We start from the raw sequence: 19,158 nt of genomic DNA on the forward strand, positions 1-19,158 counted from the left end.
TATGAAAAAACTTAGGACGCCTGATTCGTGTTTTGCCAGTTTGCAGGACTATGATTTTGAACCGAACTATCTGATGGTCGATGATACAGAAGGTGGCGAGCTGCGAGTACACTACCTTGATGAAGGTCCAAGCGACGCCGACCCTATCTTACTATTACACGGTGAGCCTTCTTGGTCTTATCTATATCGTAAAGTCATTCCAATACTAACAGCAGCAGGACACCGCGTCATCGCACCAGACCTTCCTGGTTTTGGACGTTCAGACAAACCTGCATCGCGTACTGACTATACGTATCAGCGCCATGTCGATTGGATGCAATCGGTGCTTGATCAATTAGACTTAAAAAATATTACGCTGTTTTGTCAGGACTGGGGCGGTTTAATCGGTCTGCGCTTAGTAGCAGCACACCCTGATAAGTTTGATCGCGTCGCTGCAGGGAATACAATGCTACCGACTGGGGATCATGATCCTGGCGAAGGTTTTCGCAAGTGGCAGAAGTTCTCTCAAGAGACGCCGCAGTTCAATGTAGCAGGCGCCATCAAAAGCGGTACCACAACGACATTGTCTCAAGCCGTACTGGATGCGTACGATGCACCCTTCCCTGATGAGTCCTATAAAGAAGGTGCCAGACAGTTTCCTATACTAGTACCTACCACACCAGATGATCCTGCTTCAGAAAACAATCGTGCTGCTTGGGTCGTACTGAGCAAATGGACCAAGCCATTTATCACGTTGTTTAGTGATTCTGATCCAGTGACTGGTGGTGGCGATCGCATCATGCAGAAACTGATTCCTGGTACCAAAGGCCAAAATCATACGACTATTATTAATGGCGGTCATTTCCTGCAAGAAGACCAAAGCGAAACGTTGGCTGAACTTCTATTGACATTCATTAATGACAATCCAAAAGCACAGCAATAAATAACAAAAACCCTGATTGCTAATGTACTAGCAATCAGGGTTTTTAGTAATGCCGTGATAATTGATCAACGATAAAATACACTAGCTATAGTAACCAAATGGTTAGTGTTTTATAAAAAATAACTGCTTGATTACATGCTAAAAAACCTGCTTTTCATACAACCTTGCTATACGATATTTTTAAAAATATCATCAATATACTTCTCTACTGCATCGTTGTCGTTAGTAACCTGCGCATAAGTCCTGAGACCTATAATTTGAATTTGAAAATAACGTGCCAGCTCAACAGGGTCTTTTTCTGCGCTAATCTCACCGCTATCAATGGCTTGTTCAAAAAGGACGGCAAATGACGCTTCTATACCCTCTAAGATATTCGTTGCATGCGCAAGCAAATCTGGACTATCGTTTTTAGTAAGCTCAGCGACTGTCTTGACAATCATGCACATACCACTAGGCGCAGTAGCGCTATTACAGACAATCACCGTATGGATAAAATATTTTAAGCCTTCTAGTACTGTGTCTTTTTGCTCAATACAGTCGGCCAATTTTTTGGCACCATCTGCAGCATAACGATTCAGCGACACTGTAAATAACTTATCTTTACTACCAAAAGCGGCATAAATACTACCTGGGTGCATATTCACAACATCTTGCAAGTTTCGCATGGATGTTGCGTGATAGCCTTTTTCCCAATAGAGATTTTTTGCTTTTTCGATCACATCCTCACGATTGAACTTTATCGGAGCACTCATAATTTTCACCTTAATATCTTTGCCTTAAAATCTATTTTAAGGCAAAGTTTGTAGAATCAACCTTAGTTACTGTTTTTAAACACTTTTTATATTATAAAACTTCTTGAGTCTCTTTGCTGTGATTAACTGTTTTTATCAAAGTTTTGCGGATAAAGCGCACGTGCAGCAACATCGTCAAAATCAGTCTTGAAATCAATACCTTTAGGAATATCACGAGCTTTTTGCACCGCTGGACGGGCATCAATGCTATCAAACCAACGCTTTAGATTTGGATAATTATCCAGACTATCCTCACCAAGTACGAATGTTGATTTATCAATCCAACCCCAAGTAGAAATATCAGCGATTGTATAGCTATCACCAACCATATATTCACGGCCTTCTAGATGCGTATCTAGCACTTCATAATGGCGCTCTGCCTCACGAAGGTAGCGATTGATCGCATATGGGATCTTTTCTGGCGCTTTGTGTCTAAAGTGAACAGACTGACCAGAAAAAGGACCTAACCCAGATGCTACAAACATTAGCCAAGACAGCATCTCGCTACGGTCTTTTGGCTGTCCTGCCAGCTTTCCTGTTTTTTCAGAAAGATACATTAAGATAGCCGTAGAATCAAACACGCGTTTGCCATCATCTTCTAGCGCAGGCGTTTTACCGTTTGGATTGATAGCACGGTACTCAGGTGTATGTTGCTCACCTTTTAGCGTATCTACTGCCACAAGCTCATAAGGCAGCCCTGTTTCTTCTAGAAACAATGCTACTTTCATTGGGTTTGGTGTTTGGTGAAAATAAAATTTAAGCATAACTTTATCCTATTATATGAAAATAGTCGTCTAATGACTATAAGATCAGGTGATCTATAAAAGCTGTAATGAGATAACAAAAATAGACGTCGCAGTTTGAAGCACATTTTTATTGTCTGATATATACTATAACCACAAATGAACGGTCGTTCAAGTAATGTTATATGTCGATATAATCAAAACAGTGTCGATATAATCCTGTTCTTATTATAGTTTTCTTTACTAGCATACATCCTCGCAACTTATCAGCCTTTCACCTACATAACAAAGGCTTAACAATTCCTGTGTTAACTATTATCACTTATACAATGGCAAAGAACGATAGTATTGCTATCGTAAAAACTGAGCCACGCGCGAGCTTCGGCAAATCCATACGTTCTACATAAGATGACAGGAATTGATTAATTCTAGTTCATTCAATCATCTTAGTAATCTTTGTCCGTAGTATCAGAAATAATAATGTTATCAGCGTCATTCAAAATAATAATCATTTTTTTACCATTACTTTTAAATCGTTACTTACACAGTGTTACTTTATTAAAGCACTGATATTATTAGAATAATATAAATTATACAGAGAAATGTAATTGTGCCATTACAATTTACTTGAACGATTACTCAAATAATTATTGAGCGATTGCTCAATATCATTTATAGTAGTCTCTATTGACTCGCCTACTAAGCAAAGTCGCTAATTTTGAATAACCACTCAAGCTAATAATTAAATGTAAATCAGCGACTACTTCGAAGTGAGCATGGAAAATCTAAAACACACTAAATTTTAAACCTATTATTAGGAATAATATTATGACCGAATTTACTTTACACGACAAAGACACAGCCCCAGCAGAAAGCAAAGACTTACTTGATTCTTCTATCAAAGCATTTGGTATGGTACCTAACCTACACGCTGTGATGGCTGAAGCACCAGGTTTGCTAGAGGGCTATCAGCGTCTGCATGAATTGTTTTTAAACAGCAGTTTTGATGATGAAGAAACCACTGTTGTATGGCAGACTATCAACGTTGAACATGCTTGCCATTACTGTGTACCTGCGCATACTGGTATTGCTAAAAGCATGAAAGTAGATGACGCCATCACTGATGCATTACGTGATGAAACGCCACTACCAACTGCACGTCTAGAAGCGCTACGTGACTTTACGCTTTCTGTTGTACGTGATCGCGGCAATGTTGATGATAGCGCTGTTCAAGCATTTTTAGATGCAGGCTACACTAAGCGTCAGGTTCTTGAGGTTATTCTTGGTGCTGCTCAGAAAGTAATGAGTAACTACACAAACCACCTAGCTAACACGCCAGTTGACAAACCATTCCAAAAATTTGAATGGCATAAAGCTGACTAATATGTTTTCCAGCTAACGCTGACACAGTCCATTTGATGTTTTCATGCTGTTGTTCGAAACATCTTCGGGCAGCAGTTTTTCATTTTAATTTATCGTTAATGAGAGATCCTATGGAACAGGCAAAAAAACCTTTACAAATAGACATCGTGTCAGATGTTGTGTGCCCTTGGTGCGCTATCGGCTATAGTCAATTGGCTGAAGCATTAAAACAAACCAACACGTCACACGAAATTCACTGGCACCCATTTGAATTAAATCCTAATACGCCGCACGAAGGACGAAACTATCGTGAGCATATTATGGAGAAGTATGGTACGACTGCTGAAGACGTTCAAGAAGGCCGAGCTAGAATGACAGCAGCAGGTGCAGAAGCTGGATTCCATTTTCAGTTTACCGATGACTTTCGTACTTACAATACTTTTAATGCGCATCAGTTGCTACATTGGGCTGATCAGCAAGGACGTATGCACGACCTAAAACAAGCATTGTTCGTCGCACACTTCGTCGATAATCAAAATGTGGCTGACAGTACCGTACTTGCAGATGTTGCAGCAGATATCGGACTCGATCGTACCGAAGCGCTTGCCGTTATCGCAGATCAACGCTTTGCTAGTGTGATACGTGAAGCCGTACAGCACTCAAGGCAGCAGGGTGTCCAAAGCGTACCATCGGTTATCTTTAATGGTCGGCATTTGGTGAGCGGCGCGCAAGGTGTGGAAAACTACAAGAGTATCTTAAAGCAACTAGCAGACATGCCAGAATAAAAATAATAAACTGGATCTGATTGACCAATTGCACTCTACTGAGCACAGTCTATAAAAAGGTATCATCATTATGTCAAATTCTAATCATTACGAGCCACCTAGCGTCTGGACGTGGGACGCTGACAGCGGCGGTAAGTGGGCAAGTGTCAACCGCCCTATTGCTGGCCCAACGCATGAAGCAGTGCTACCTCGCGGCAAACATCCATTACAGATCTACTCAATTGGTACCCCTAACGGCCAGAAAGTCACCATTATGGTCGAGGAATTATTAGCATTAGGTGTGACAGAAGCTGAGTACGACGCGCACCTTATACAAATTGGTGAAGGCGGACAGTTTTCGTCAGGTTTTGTTGAGCTAAATCCAAACTCAAAAATTCCTGTGCTTTTGGATACAGAGACAGGTAGCCGAGTGTTTGAAAGTGGCTCTATCTTGTTTTATTTGGCTGAAAAGTTCGGAAAACTACTCCCTAAAGATGCAGCAGCACGCACTGAAGTGATGAACTGGCTGTTTTGGTTACAAGGCTCCGCTCCTTACTTGGGTGGCGGTTTCGGACATTTTTATTTTTATGCGCCCGAAAAGTTCGAGTATCCTATCAATCGATTCACAATGGAAGTAAAACGACAGTTAGATGTCCTAGAACGAGAGCTTGCAGAAAATCGCTATCTAGGTGGCGATGAGTATACGATTGCAGATATAGCCACTTGGCCTTGGTATGGTAATCTCATACTAGGTCAAGCATACGACGCAGGAGAGTTCCTACAAGTTGAGAGCTATCCAAATGTACGTCGCTGGGCAACAGAGATTTTAGAGCGTCCTGCTGTACAACGTGGTCGCAAGGTAAACCGTACCTGGGGTGAACCTGCTGAGCAATTGCATGAACGTCATGATGCCTCAGACTTTGAACTAAAAACTCAAGACAAATTAGATGCTGAAGCAACTGAAGAAGCAAAAAAATAGACGCTTTGTCTATTACTTACTGGCTTACTTAAATAGTCTTGTTGGGCAATTTCAAAGGTAATGTTAACTTTTCCTATTACTACTTTGGACTACTGTAAACATTCAACACTTTTGCACTTAGGACTGTTAATGTAGAGCTGCTAAATAAGAAATAACCAAAAGAACACTATCAAAAAGGATAAGAACTATGTCAACAGATTATGCTCAAAAAATTCAAGCTGGTACTACATTTCCTGAAATGGAAGTACAGATATTAAATGGTGAAACGACTTCATTAGGCAAACCTGAAAACGGTCATGACTGGAAACTGGTCGTTGTATATCGCGGTAAACACTGCCCAATCTGCACAAAGTACTTAAATACTTTAGAGACTATGAAAGACTCTTTTTATAACACTGGTGTCGATATTATCGCAGTATCTGCCGACAGCAAAGAGCAGTTAGAAGGTCATCTAGAGCAGATAGACGTTAACTTCCCGATGGCTTATGGTTTAACTATCGAACAGATGAATACGCTAGGTTTATATATCTCTGATCCACGTTCAGAAAAAGAAACTGATCATCCTTTTGCTGAGCCTGCTGTGTTCGTTATCAATGCTGAAGGAAAAGTACATATTGTTGATATCTCGAATGCACCGTTCTCTAGACCAGATCTTGAATCATTGGCAAACGGTCTAGCTTTTGTTAGAAACCCAGAAAACAATTACCCTATCCGCGGTATGCACGGACAGTAAATCGATAACGTTTAATTCATTCGAATAATCGGATGGTTTGAATACCAAGGGTGTATTGAGAAGTTACCTCAATACACCCTTCTTTTGTCTATTAGAGTAGTTAGGTTGGATATATCTTGGTTTTATAATGACCTACTTTTGCTCAATACCATTCGTTCGTCAAAAGATATTTTGAACAGTACTGTCTATTATTTGTTGTTAACACTCGTACACTGAGATTGATTTCCTGCTAAAATCATGCAGTAACATTATCAATATCTCATCATAGGTATGAGTAAAAGGACACAATATGCGATTGAAATCAATCGTTCAAAAATTACATGAACGCACTCCAAAATTGGGCAAAGCTGCCTCGCTGACAACTGCAACCAGCGTTATCACTTTTAATAGCATGTTAGCCGGTCTACCTGTCTGGGTAATGGGTGCGACGAAAGCTATCACTGGTGCTGCCATCGCAGACAAAGCTGTTATTGATGTGACGAACTATTGGATTAACAGTAACAACGCATTGATCGATAACGTATTACCGCGCAAAGACTGGCGTATTAACTTACCTGATGACGTGCATACAAACGGTAAGTATCTACTGGTTAGTAATCATCAGTCATGGGTTGATACCAGTATCGTGCAATATATCAGCGAAAAACGTTTACCATTGACACGTTTTTTTACCAAGTTTGAGCTCATATATATTCCCGTCATTGGTCAAGCTTTTTACTTTCTCGACTTTCCCATGATGCGTCGACATTCTAAAGAAGCCATCGCCAAAAACCCTGCTCTAAAGGGTAAGGATATCGAAGAAGCGAAACGAGCGTGTGCATTACTCAAAGACAAGCCTTTCACGCTATTGAACTATCTAGAAGGGACTCGCTTCACCCCTAGCAAACACGATAAACAAAAATCTCCTTATACGCATTTACTTAAGCCGCGCGCTGGCGGGTTATCACTGGCTATAAGTGCATTAGGGGAAGAGATAGATGGGATTTTGGACATGACGATTGTCTACCCTGACGGTGTGCCTACTTATAGCGATTTATGGAAAGGTAACATCAAACGTCTAGGCGTCGACGTGCGACATATTGAGATACCAAAAGAGTTGTTTACTGCGATCAAAAAAGGCGGCTATGAAACAGATGAAGCGATAAAAGCGCAGATGTTTGACTGGGTAGAACAGATATGGCATCAAAAAGATCAGCTAATCATAGAAATGCTAGCTGACTTTGAGACCAATGATTTTGAAACCAACAACTCTGGAAATAAAAAAACTAAAACTAACATTGAGCAGGCTTAGCATATTGTCTATACCAAAAATCCTTATTATTTGATAACCTCAAGATGAGTTGCACGTGTACTAATATGATAGAGGTAAAGCCATATAATGATGAAGTTTCGCGAAAAATGGTTTTGGGCGTTATGCCTTGCAGTATTAGTACATGCTGGGGTTTTTCTTATTTTTTACCTCAACACCCAGCAAACCGATTCGGTAGAAGTGGCTGATAGCCAAATAAGCACGACTGAACCGGCAGCTATCAACGATGTAACTCTACCTGAACCCAAAAAGGTCTATACCACTACTGTCACTAGCACTAAGACATCGGATGACAATAGTGACAATGTAAATGAAACCGTCAATAAAAAATCTGATACTGTTAATAAGCCTGAGGCATCCCAACTAACAAGTAGTGATGAGCAAATAGCAAAAGTAGAGAGCAAAAAAGCATCCCCTTCTCCAGATGTAAGTAACATCGATAATGAACCCAAGAAATCCGCTACTACATCGAAAGAGTCAGCTCAGGTAATCGATACTCCTACGCAAAAAGAAAATACGTCAAATACTCAAACAGATAACGAAACCCAGTCTATAGTTGCAAACACTGATGATAATTTGGAAGAGCTTAGAAGCAATGCAGGATTATTGGATATAGACGTTCCTGCTCAAAAAAGTAACGTCAAAATAGATAAAAACTACCTTTCAGCAAAATCTGAAGTAGAAGCAATAAATAATCAGTTGAGTGCCGCCATCAATGAAGTTAAGAAGCGTAATCAGCAGAAAATTGATGAGCAACAACAGTTAAGAAATCAGGCAAACATCAAAGATAACCAAAACTCTCCTGAAAATTCCAACTAATTCTACAAGAGTTACAAGTAGTAGCATCATTGGCCCTTATACTTTTGAATATAAAAAACCCCAGCAATCAACTGGGGTTTTTTAATCTCATTGATAAATATTCACTGATGAATTATTAACGTTCACCCAACCCTTCTGATAAGGTCTTGGTAATTGGTTTAGTTAAGTAAGATAATACTGTGCGTTCCATCGCCTTAATATCGACAGAGGCGGTCATACCAGGTTTGATGACAATCTCATCACCGCGCCCCTTAAACTCAGCACCATTAATCACAATTAATACACGGTAGTAAGGCTCTTCGCCTTCAGGTGTTTTTTCCATTAACGTGTCTGGACTGATATAGTTGACTGTACCTTTCATGGCTCCAAATATAGAGTAGTCATAGGCATCAAGCTTAACTGTCGCTTCTTGACCTTCTTTGACGTAAGCAATATCAGCAGGACTGACCTTTGCATCTATAACCAAGTCACTACTGGTTGGCAGAATCTGCATGATGATCTCGCCGGGCTTAACAACACCACCAATAGTGGTCACGTTGATATTTTTAATCTTACCTTCTGTAGGAGCCATCAAGCGTTTCTCTTCAAGCACTTGTGCCCGATCTCGCAACTGCTCAAGCTCTGTATCTAATTCTTCCTGAGCCTTTGTCATTTCAGCCTGTGCTTCTTCAAAATACTTATTACGCTTGTTATTAATCTGCGCTTCGATATCAGCAACTTGACGGCTCAGTTTAATGACATCAGCCTGACTGACATCGCCATACTGCAATAGAGGCTCATTCATACGTAGTTCTTGACGTGCCAGCACCAACATTTTCTGAAGAGAAGAAACTTCTTCATTGATAGCTTGACGACGTCTATTGTATAGCGCTGTTTGGTTTTGCACGTATTCAGGATAGTCATCTATCCCTTTAGGAAATACCAAAGGTTTTTCAAAAATTTCAGCGTTTAATCTTGCTAGCTTAGCAGTCAATGCAGCTGTTTTAGAAGCAGAATTATCAACAGCCGCTTTAGCACGCTCTTCCTCCAACACTACCAGTAACTGATCTGCTTTAACTTCCTCACCTTCTGTGACAGCCAGCTGAGTCAATACGCCGCCTTCTGACGCTTGGATTTCCTGCGTTCGAGCACTAGCAATCACCGTTGCTTGCGCACGGGTCACTTGGTCAATCTTGGCAAATGACGCCCAAATAATTAAAGTGACAATCCCGATTAATGCTATCCAAATACTCAACCTTGAACGATTCACCTTGGGCTTGGTGGGTGTGTACTTATACTCTGACATGCCTACTTCCCTTGATCATCTGTTGAATGTTTAGCTTTGATAGGTTTTACACTGATATTTCTTACTTTAGAGGTAGCAGGCTTATTTTCTTCAGCACTCTCTTTTGACGGTTGATTGGATTTGTTAGAGACTCTATCTTTCTGCTGTACGGTAGTTTTATTTTTTGCTTGATCATTTTTTCTGAGCTCATCAAGTACCGCTTGTTTTGGACCATCGATAATAATACGCTGGTTATCCATAATGATCAGCCGATCTACCAAGTCTAGCAATGCCGTCTTATGGGTAGACACAATAAACGTCTGTCCTTTCGTCAACTCCTGACGTAGCACTTGTAGACAACGCTGCTCTTGTCGATTGTCCATAGAAGCCGTTGGCTCATCTAGCAAGAACACATCTGGCTTAGTCAGTAGCAAACGGGTAAACGCTACTAGTTGTTTTTGTCCACCTGACAATCCTTTACCACCCTCACTGATGGGTAGATCAAGACCGCTCGAATGGCTGGATACTAAATTGATTAGCCCTGTTCTATTCAAGGTATCTTGAAGGACATCGTCATTAGGCGCTGCCATACCAATTAATAGATTCTCACGCAACGTTCCTTGGAACAATCGATGATCTTGTTGCAGATAACCCAAACGCTCACTAAGTGTCTCACGACTGACCTGATGTATATCAAGTCCGTCTAACAATACGCGCCCTTCCGTAGGGGCATACAATCCTGCCAATACCTTAAGCAAGGTAGATTTACCTGAACCAATAGGCCCAAGTATCGCTATACGCTCTCCTGGCTTAATCGATAGTTGCGGAACCGTAATGGCTGGTCGATCGTTGCCTTGGTAATTAAACAACAATCCATCACACTGATATGCTCCTTTTATATGCGTAGGTGATAATGGATACGCAACGCCTTGGTTGTCTTGCTCTAGTGCAAACAGACTCTCGATATTCATTTTAGCGGCTTTGGCATGAGCATACTGCACTAGTAGATTGGGTATTGCCATAACAGGCGCCAACACCCTACCACCAAGTATCGAACAGGCAATCAGCCCACCCATTGTCATGTCACCTTGCATAACGACAAACGACCCTACGATTACAATACCGACATAGCTCGCTTGTTGCAGCATTTGCGTGAAATACGTTAAGTTGTCATTGGCATGCTTCATATCCAAATCATTTTTGATAGTGACGTCCATCACATCCAGCCAACGTGAGAGAAACTTCCAACTACCCGCCCCTGCCTTTATTGTCTCAACGCCTTCCACAGCTTCTACTAGCAAACCTGTCTTATAATAGGAGGCCGTCGCACCCTCTGATGCGATAGCATCGATGCGTTTTCGAGCAACCAGTCCCATCGTAATAGCGATAACTGCCGCTATCACTGGCACGACAGCCACTAGTGGTGAGCCAATAAAAGCCACTAGGCTGACAAAAATAATAGTCATGGGTAAATCGACTAAACCAAAAAGCGTACTCGCTGTAAAAAAACTACGTACTTGCTCATAACCACGTAATTGCGCCGCCATAGAGCCAACTGACCCCGGCATTTGGTCGATACGTACTTTAAGCAAACGTTGGAACACTTCTCGAGACAGGTACTGGTCTAAACCGACGACAACCTTATCCATGATTCTTGAGCGAGAGAACTTCATAAACGCTTCAAACATAATCACTAAGAAAACGCCACTGGCTAAAATGATCAACGTATATTCGCTACGCGTTGGAATGACGCGGTCATAAACTTGCATAGAAAACAGAGAAACGGCCAATGCCAGCATGTTAATCAGAAAAGTAGCTATGACGGCTTCAGCTAAAATACCTTTATAATTACCCAAATCAGATTTTAACAGATCAGAAAATGAGGCTTTTCGCTGCTTAATATGATCTTCTTTTAGACGAATACGCATGACCAAAGTCAACTCTTCGGCGCGCGTATGTACCTGCTGGTTCGCTTGTCTAAAGTTCCAGCTTTTTTGTGGTGTTTGGCTATCGATCACGCCCCAACCCATGTCTGAGCGATATGCCAGTAATGGTAAAAAAGCGGCATCAGGTTGCTCTAGTATTTCTGGCGTGTCGGTTATACCGATGCCTTGTAGCACTGCAATGACACCGCCTAGCTCATGAATGCTTTGACCTTGTATATCCGACTGCTCACTATGACGTTTAACAACATCATGGAGCCGTATATTGTCTACTGGATAGCCTTGCTGTCCGAGTAAATGCTTAATCGCATCAGTCAACGTTTCGGTCAGATTGACCTGCTCTGAGTGTTGCAGCTCATGGTGATCAACAGACTGAGACGGTGTCTTTTGTAATTGTGCACTCATATTAATCGCTTATTTAGTATTTTAGATGGTTGCATATGTAGGATAGGTTACGCCTGGTTGAATGACTTTACGATTTAATTATTTGTCATGTCGTCTTGTTCATTTATCGGCGTAATACTGTAATCATCATTTAACATGAGATGTTCACCATTGTTCAAGCTTTGCTCTGTTGTGACAGGTAAATTGACATTGACGTATTCATCTGTAATGTTATCCCCATAACCAAACTCGCGACCAGCTTTGTTTTTATCTTGTTTGTTTAGCCACTGTTTGACAGACCCTATTGGGCTAAATAAACTCACTGGCTCACGATTATGGGAAAACTGTTGCCATTGCATAACGCCAAAATCTACTTGTAACTTATAAAATGACCCCAACATCTCTGCTCGGGTCTGCACTAGCTGGACTTGGTAATCATTATGCTCACGTACAGCATTGAGCACTTCTAACCATGATTTACGTCCTGCAATGAATTGGCGACGATAAGAGCTGACCACAATCTGGGCACCTGCTACAGCAGCAATCAATGATGTCTCTCGATCTTTAGCACTAATAAACTGTTGATACTGTACTTGGATTTCTTCTATGACATTACGTCGCGACGCTTCCTGATTCTGTATCAAACTATTGACCTCTGCTTGCGATGCACGAGCTAGCGCAAAGTTGGAAAATCCTGCTCCTGGTTCATAGCTCAGACCTACTGAAAACTGTCCGTCATTTTCATCATCTTCATGATAGTAAACATGTTCGTATTGAGCATATACGGTTGGATATCTTGCTGCCTGCTGCGATTCAACACCCTGCTTAGCAGATTCAATTTGAAAATGATTTTTTACGACGGTAGGATTATAAAATCCTGCCCTATCAAAGGCCATTCTTTCAAAATCAACAGATTGACGTTTGGCCTGCTCAACCAATACTTTGATATTCGGTATACTCGTCACGCTCATTTGAGATAACGGCTGACCAATGATTTGTTCAAGCCTAGCAGCAGCAATACGTTGCTGTTCAACTGCAGCTTGATAAGAGGTCTGTTCTTGTAAGATACGATTGGTTACTAGATCAAGTTCAATACGAGCCGACACGCCTTGACCAACACGGCGCTGCATCATGGCTTCAAAATCATTCAACTCTTTTATATTTTCAACATAGACACTTTGCTGGGCGACTGCTTGGATATAACTCTGCCACGCCTCAATCGTCGTTTTGGCTACTGAGTTTTGCTGCTCATAGATATACTCGACCGCGGCTTTGTCATCAAATATAGCCTGATTGACATCAGCCGTAAGTTGACCACCAGTCCATAGAGGCTGTCGAATGGTGACCTCTGATATAAAGTCACTGTCTCTGTCATAACCTGAGCTCACGCTTGGGGTTGGCAAAAGGTTTAATTTAGCCGCATTGATACCTTCAGTGGTTGCTTCTTGACTCGCTCGAGCCGAACCTACTAAAGGATGTGTTTGAATCGCTTGTGCAACCAGACTGTTGATTTGTAAATCCTCTACCGCTGCTTGCGAATTCACTGTAAAACAGACACCAGTCGCCAAAACGGTCATGAAATAGCGCACTGAGATATTACGAAGTAACTGCTTACTATTTGATGAATTTTTCATATTATTTTAGTAACCATCCTTGTTAATGCACGCTCGAATATTTACTTAATACTACCGCATTAAACCTAAGTTTATAAAGCAATAATATAATTAACAAAATAAAGTATAAAAAAGAGTAAAAACCTCAATAACGAAAGTTCATTTAGTCATCGTAAACAGTGTAACACTGAACAAAAGACATTTTGCATAAACTAACTTTTCAAAATATGGGTTGAATGATAATAAAATTGCTCATAGAATTCGCTTTGCAATTTTAAACTAAATACTGTGGAATCAGAATTAGTTAAAAAAAATATAGAATATGTTATCCAAATCTTGCTAAAAAATTATTTATCTTTTAATTACTTGCTCTAAAGTTTTTTAGGCTGATTACCTATGTCTCATATCTAAAAATAATTAAATAGGTAGTACAAAAAACGCCTCCATTTTGGAAGCGTTTTAGAGACTAAAATTTAATTATTTGTTATTAGATAACATTAGTAATATCAGTATCGATATAAATCTGTGTGGAGACGTCAGTACCTGATTGCCACAAATTGTATTCCTCACCTTCTGAAACAGTCTGTCCAACGTCTGACCAACTGTTACCTTCTAGATTAACTGTATCATCGCTATCACCTCTGACATAGATAGTAGAGTCAACATCGTTGGTTGCTACATTCAAAGTATTAGCGCCAATACCACTAATATCAATGATATCAGGCTGCATCATATCAGATAGACTAATAACTTGATCTGCACCTTCAAAGATAAAGGTATCGAGTCCTCCATTTGAGGTAATTAATGATGTATCAGGTAGCTCAATAGCATTATCGGTATTTTCAGCAAGTGTAAAGCTGCTAGCGCTCATACGTCCAGCAGCTGGCGCTGGAGGACTATAGTCATCACTAGTAATATCTATACTAAGTGTAGCGGTATCGACATTGCCATTACCATCATCGATAGTGTACTCAAACTCATCCGTTTGACCGATACCACTAACATTCTCTGTTGGCGTGTAAGTATAGTCACCGTTAGCCTCTATGACTAAGTTACCATATTCACCTGCGATAGTAGTAGGCCCGCTTATATCCGTATCACCAACTTTTGTGACCGTTATTGCTTGTCCATCACCATTATCATTAAAGATGACGTCACCGCTAACTGCGGCTGTTGCTGCATTAGTGACAGTATAATCTGTTCTTGTGCTAGCTGTCGCTTCGATCGTTATTGTTGAAGCCAATGAGACATCTAAAAGCCCACTATTAGCAGCAGGGTTACTAGCAACGACATAGTACGTCGCACCGTTGGCACCACCAGTGAATTCATCAAGTTGGCGCTCATCAGCAGTCCAATCATCACCAAGTGCCGAGAAGTCATACACTAAAAAGTTTGCTACTCGTTGCACGAGTATGGCTTCATCACTATCATCCTCTTGGCGGTAAATTTCAAGATCGAAGTTCTTGCTGCCCCCCAGACTCAAACCCACAAGTTCCCTACCGGAACCATCTATGGTGATTGTCTGTGTACTACCGGGCGCCATGACGACATCAAAAACATTATTGTCTTGAAGCTCGTCTAAATCTATCAATGAATTAAGAGCCCTAACACCTAGCACACCTCCAACCCTACCACTAAGGTCATCTAAAGATAGTGATGTGGTCACATCTACCTCTAGGTCAGTAGAAGTCTGATCAGTAAAAGCAGTAGGTGCATTGGTATCGACCGTGATATCCGCTGTAACAGGACTACTCACATTACCAGAAGGATCCATTACTGTCGCTGTGATAGTCTCAGCACCTTGACCCATAGCATCTACATCTGCTTGCTCAACTGGAGCACTCCAGTTTCCAGCACCATCAACAATAGCGGTACCAATGACGTCACCTGTTTCATCAGTCAAGGTAACAGTAGCGCCTATCTCGCCTGTACCTGTAATATTAAAGCCATCTGCAGCTTCTTGGCTATTTACCACATTATCATCAGCTATCGGGCTGTTAATAGTTGGCGCATTTGGTGGAATCATATCGCCAAGTTCAATAACCAGTTCTGCTATATCACTACGGTTACCATCAGCAATGGTATAGGTAAAAGTCTCTGACTGACCTAATGAAGCATAATCACCATTTGCAGTATAGGTATAATCACCATTTTCATCAATGACTAGTTCACCATACTGACCTACAATAGTGAACACTTCCACACCACCAACGTCTGTCGAAGTTGACGATGACTGTGAGTTATTATTACTCTTTATCGTGGTCAATATTGCATTGGTTGTCACGGTATCTTCACCTGGCTCATCTGATAGCAAAGCATCAGGATCAATGACGTTGCCTGAAATGACCGTATCATTTGCATAAGCAAGCTCAGATAACGTGGCTGTAATCTCGGTATTTTCGAGTAGCGTTACTGTATTGCTAAGAAGCGCAGCAGCGATGTTATCAAGTAGCGGATCTAAAACACCTAATCCTAATACATTATCTTCAAGTATATCTACTACAACATCGAGCCCTAAGCCTTCACCTCCCGCTGCAGTTAGTGCAATACCAAGTAGACCATTAACAGTCCCTCCTAAAACTGGACCTAATGCATTTTCAATCGTAGTGAAGACGACAGCCTGATTCTCAGGACCTAATACTACACCTGCTTCACCTAATTCTGCCAATGAGAGCTCGCTCACTAATGTCTCTAGTGCACTAGGATCGTTCCGCACAACTACATCATAATCACCTGGTTCTAGACCAGATACAGTCGCTGTTAACGTATCATTACCCGTCAATCCTAGTAATTCTAGACCAGCCACATTACCTATCAGCGGACTGCTACCCGTAGTACCAACATATACACGGTTGCCACTACTATCATAGACTTCTATATTGACTGCATCTGCTACCGTAACTAGTGCAGTTTGGGTGACCTCGATACTTACTGTACCGTTAGTACCGTCACTTACTGTAAAGCTAAGATTATTCTCTGTACTACCAGTACCTGGCGTTAGACCAACTAGTTCTAGATCGGAATCATTATAAGAAGTCTGCTGAACAACTTGCAAATTCCCCAACTCAAGCTCATCTAAATCGTCTCGAGCAATCAGTCCAACTCTGGCAAAGTCCTTACCAGTGCCTGAGATACTACCATCTGCGTATTCCACAGTCGCTCTGACGAATAATGTTCCGCTATCTGGTACATCTAAAGAAGTGATGAAACCATTATCAATCATGTCTTGTGTGATAGTCGTATTAACACCGTTGACTATCAAAGTGTCATTTACTTGAGCGTCATCTGGTAGGGCAATAGCTACATCAATCTTCCCTTCCTCATTCAAATCTGAACCAGAGATGTAAGCATCATCCCCTTCTAAAATGTTAACAAAAGGAATATTATCACCGTCTAGACCATCTTCGCCATCCTGACCGGCAGCGCCAGTCTCTCCTTTTAGATAGGCAGCCAGATCAGCAGCGTCTGAGCCGTCTGGTAATTCACCGGCATCTATCAATAGCTCAAGCGCTGACTTACCATCCGCGCCATCAGCACCGTCCTGACCGTCAACACCATCCGTGCCATCCACGCCGTCTTCACCGCGTAAGTACTCAATCAAATCAGCAACAGTCGCATTTGCTGGTAGTACATTCGCCTCAACCAATAGCTCAAGCGCTGACTTACCATCCGTGCCATCAGCACCGTCCTGACCATCCGCGCCGTCTTCACCGCGTAAGTACTCAATCAGATCAGCAACGGTCGCATTTGCTGGTAGTACATTCGCCTCAACCAATAGCTCAAGCGCTGACTTACCGTTTGTACCATCAGCACCATCAGCGCCGTCCTGACCGTCAACACCATCCGTGCCATCTTCACCGCGTAAGTACTCGATCAGATCAGCAACGGTCGCATTTGCTGGTAAAACATTCGCCTCAACCAATAGCTCAAGCGCTGACTTACCATTTGTGCCATCAGCACCATCCGCGCCGTCAGCACCATCCACGCCATCTTCACCGCGTAAGTACTCAATCAAATCAGCAACGGTCGCATCTGCTGGTAAGACATTCGCCTCAACCAATAGCTCAAGCGCTGACTTACCATTCGTGCCATCAGCACCGTCCTGACCGTCAACACCATCTGCACCATCCGCGCCATCTTCGCCGCGTAAGTACTCAATCAGATCAGCGACGGTTGCATCTGCTGGTAAGACATTCGCCTCAACCAATAGCTCAAGCGCTGACTTACCATTCGTGCCATCAGCACCGTCCTGACCGTCAATCCCATCTGTACCATCCGCGCCGTCTTCACCGCGTAAGTACTCAATCAAATCAGCAACGGTCGCATCTGCTGGTAAGACATTCGCCTCAACCAATAGCTCAAGCGCTGACTTACCATTTGTGCCATCAACACCGTCCTGACCGTCAACACCATCTGCACCATCCGCGCCGTCTTCACCATCCACGCCGTCTTCACCGCGTAAGTACTCGATCAGATCAGCAACGGTCGCATTTGCTGGTAGTACATTCGCCTCAACCAATAGCTCAAGCGCTGACTTACCATCCGTGCCATCTACCCCTTTCAAATAATCGATTAGATCATTAACAGTGGCATCTTCTTCTAACTTACCCTCTTCAATCAATAACTCAAGGGCTGACTTACCATCTTCACCTTTATCACCTTTATCACCTTTTAACGAAGTAATCAATTCGTTGATATCTTTATTCTCATTACCTGGTATCTCCTGCCATAGCTCTAATGCTGACTTACCATCAACTCCATCATCACCAGTAATAGAATCAATGAAGTCTTGCTCAGTTTTGTTTTCGTTACCTGGTAGCGCTTCCCATACGTCGAAGGCTGATTCACCATCAGCACCGGTTGCACCTGCCACTCCTTGCTCACCGGTAATTGCTTCAATGAACTCTGCTTCAGTTTTACCTTCATTACCTGATAGGTTCTCCCACACTTCATAAGCTGAAAGACCACTTTGTCCATCTGCACCATCTTGACTATCATCTGAGTCTAAATCTTTTGCGACTGCCAAGCCTGCACCGATAGCTCCTAAGCCCACTAGCCAAGGCATTACTTTGAAACCATCTACTTCACTGGCACCTACCCACCAAGGAGTGGCACTTGAGGCTCCTCCTAATGCATGCCCTGCAATCGCACCTTCGGGCATTGCTGTTATATAATCTGCATACTCACCCGAATTTGGAATGTAGTAATAATAGTTACCATCCTCAGCCAATCCAATCAATTCACTATTGGCAGTGTCGTAGAATCCTTCAATAATTAAATCTGGGTTCTCAATATCTTCATCGAACGAGAGCTGCAAATTATTATCCACACGCTTTGTTATAACGTGATACGGTGCACGCCCAGTAGATTCGTCTAAAAGTTCATAATTAACTTTTTCTGTAGCTTGAATAATAGCAGGCTGACCGTTGTTAACGACTACAGCTTGCTCTGTAATATTTTTAGCTTGATCATATGATTTGACAGTAATAGTAGTCATTGTTAATTTCCTTATTAATTAATGATATTTTTTCA

At 41.9% G+C, this 19,158-nt stretch carries 13 protein-coding genes; 7 read left to right on the plus strand and 6 right to left on the minus strand.

The window, feature by feature from the left end; genetic code table 11:
- Window position 1 precedes the first annotated feature (1 nt).
- Window positions 2-922 (plus strand): haloalkane dehalogenase, encoded by a 921-nt coding sequence (locus tag ACT3QR_RS11205; RefSeq protein WP_444521410.1) that lies wholly within the window; start codon window positions 2-4, stop codon window positions 920-922.
- A gap of 167 nt (window positions 923-1,089) precedes the next feature.
- Here the strand turns inward: ACT3QR_RS11205 and ACT3QR_RS11210 are convergent, their stop codons facing one another.
- Entirely contained in the window at window positions 1,090-1,674 is a 585-nt protein-coding gene (locus ACT3QR_RS11210; protein ID WP_444521411.1) for a TetR/AcrR family transcriptional regulator, read from the minus strand.
- 122 nt (window positions 1,675-1,796) lie between these two features.
- On the minus strand, window positions 1,797-2,477 hold the full coding sequence (locus ACT3QR_RS11215; protein WP_444521412.1) for a glutathione S-transferase family protein: 681 nt from the start codon (window positions 2,475-2,477) through the stop codon (window positions 1,797-1,799).
- A gap of 807 nt (window positions 2,478-3,284) precedes the next feature.
- Between ACT3QR_RS11215 and ACT3QR_RS11220 the strand changes: the two genes are divergently transcribed.
- The 6 genes from ACT3QR_RS11220 (at window position 3,285) to ACT3QR_RS11245 (ending at window position 8,422) form a co-directional block, all read left to right on the plus strand.
- Window positions 3,285-3,839 carry a carboxymuconolactone decarboxylase family protein gene (locus ACT3QR_RS11220; RefSeq protein ID WP_444521413.1) on the plus strand — a complete coding sequence of 185 codons (555 nt, stop codon included), beginning with the start codon at window positions 3,285-3,287 and terminating at the stop codon, window positions 3,837-3,839.
- A 110-nt stretch (window positions 3,840-3,949) separates the two neighbouring features.
- The gene (locus ACT3QR_RS11225; RefSeq protein ID WP_444521414.1) at window positions 3,950-4,603 is read left to right on the plus strand and encodes a DsbA family oxidoreductase; all 654 of its coding nucleotides are present in this window, start codon (window positions 3,950-3,952) and stop codon (window positions 4,601-4,603) included.
- A 70-nt stretch (window positions 4,604-4,673) separates the two neighbouring features.
- Window positions 4,674-5,561 (plus strand): glutathione-dependent disulfide-bond oxidoreductase, encoded by an 888-nt coding sequence (yghU, locus tag ACT3QR_RS11230; protein ID WP_444521415.1) that lies wholly within the window; start codon window positions 4,674-4,676, stop codon window positions 5,559-5,561.
- 187 nt (window positions 5,562-5,748) lie between these two features.
- Window positions 5,749-6,294 (plus strand): peroxiredoxin-like family protein, encoded by a 546-nt coding sequence (locus ACT3QR_RS11235; protein ID WP_444521416.1) that lies wholly within the window; start codon window positions 5,749-5,751, stop codon window positions 6,292-6,294.
- Between the two features lie 289 nt (window positions 6,295-6,583).
- Window positions 6,584-7,585: an acyltransferase gene (locus ACT3QR_RS11240; protein WP_444521417.1), complete on the plus strand. Its 1,002-nt coding sequence runs from the start codon at window positions 6,584-6,586 to the stop codon at window positions 7,583-7,585.
- Between the two features lie 87 nt (window positions 7,586-7,672).
- Window positions 7,673-8,422, plus strand: coding sequence for a hypothetical protein (locus tag ACT3QR_RS11245; protein ID WP_444521418.1), 750 nt, complete (start codon window positions 7,673-7,675; stop codon window positions 8,420-8,422).
- 115 nt (window positions 8,423-8,537) lie between these two features.
- On the opposite strand, the gene ACT3QR_RS11250 is transcribed toward ACT3QR_RS11245, so the two are convergent.
- The 4 genes from ACT3QR_RS11250 to ACT3QR_RS11265 all read right to left on the minus strand — a co-directional run bounded on the left by ACT3QR_RS11250 (window position 8,538) and on the right by ACT3QR_RS11265 (window position 19,123).
- Window positions 8,538-9,707: an HlyD family efflux transporter periplasmic adaptor subunit gene (locus ACT3QR_RS11250; protein WP_444521419.1), complete on the minus strand. Its 1,170-nt coding sequence runs from the start codon at window positions 9,705-9,707 to the stop codon at window positions 8,538-8,540.
- A gap of 2 nt (window positions 9,708-9,709) precedes the next feature.
- A complete protein-coding gene (locus tag ACT3QR_RS11255) occupies window positions 9,710-12,034 on the minus strand; it encodes a type I secretion system permease/ATPase (protein WP_444521420.1) in 2,325 nt (774 codons plus the stop codon).
- A 74-nt stretch (window positions 12,035-12,108) separates the two neighbouring features.
- Window positions 12,109-13,647, minus strand: a complete 1,539-nt coding sequence (locus tag ACT3QR_RS11260; protein WP_444521421.1) for a TolC family protein — start codon at window positions 13,645-13,647, stop codon at window positions 12,109-12,111.
- A gap of 466 nt (window positions 13,648-14,113) precedes the next feature.
- Entirely contained in the window at window positions 14,114-19,123 is a 5,010-nt protein-coding gene (locus ACT3QR_RS11265) for an Ig-like domain-containing protein (RefSeq protein WP_444521422.1), read from the minus strand.
- Window positions 19,124-19,158: the final 35 nt, after the last annotated feature.

Origin of the sequence: Psychrobacter sp. AOP7-B1-25 (assembly GCF_052376195.1) — a bacterium.
In the GTDB taxonomy this organism is placed as follows: Bacteria; Pseudomonadota; Gammaproteobacteria; order Pseudomonadales; family Moraxellaceae; genus Psychrobacter.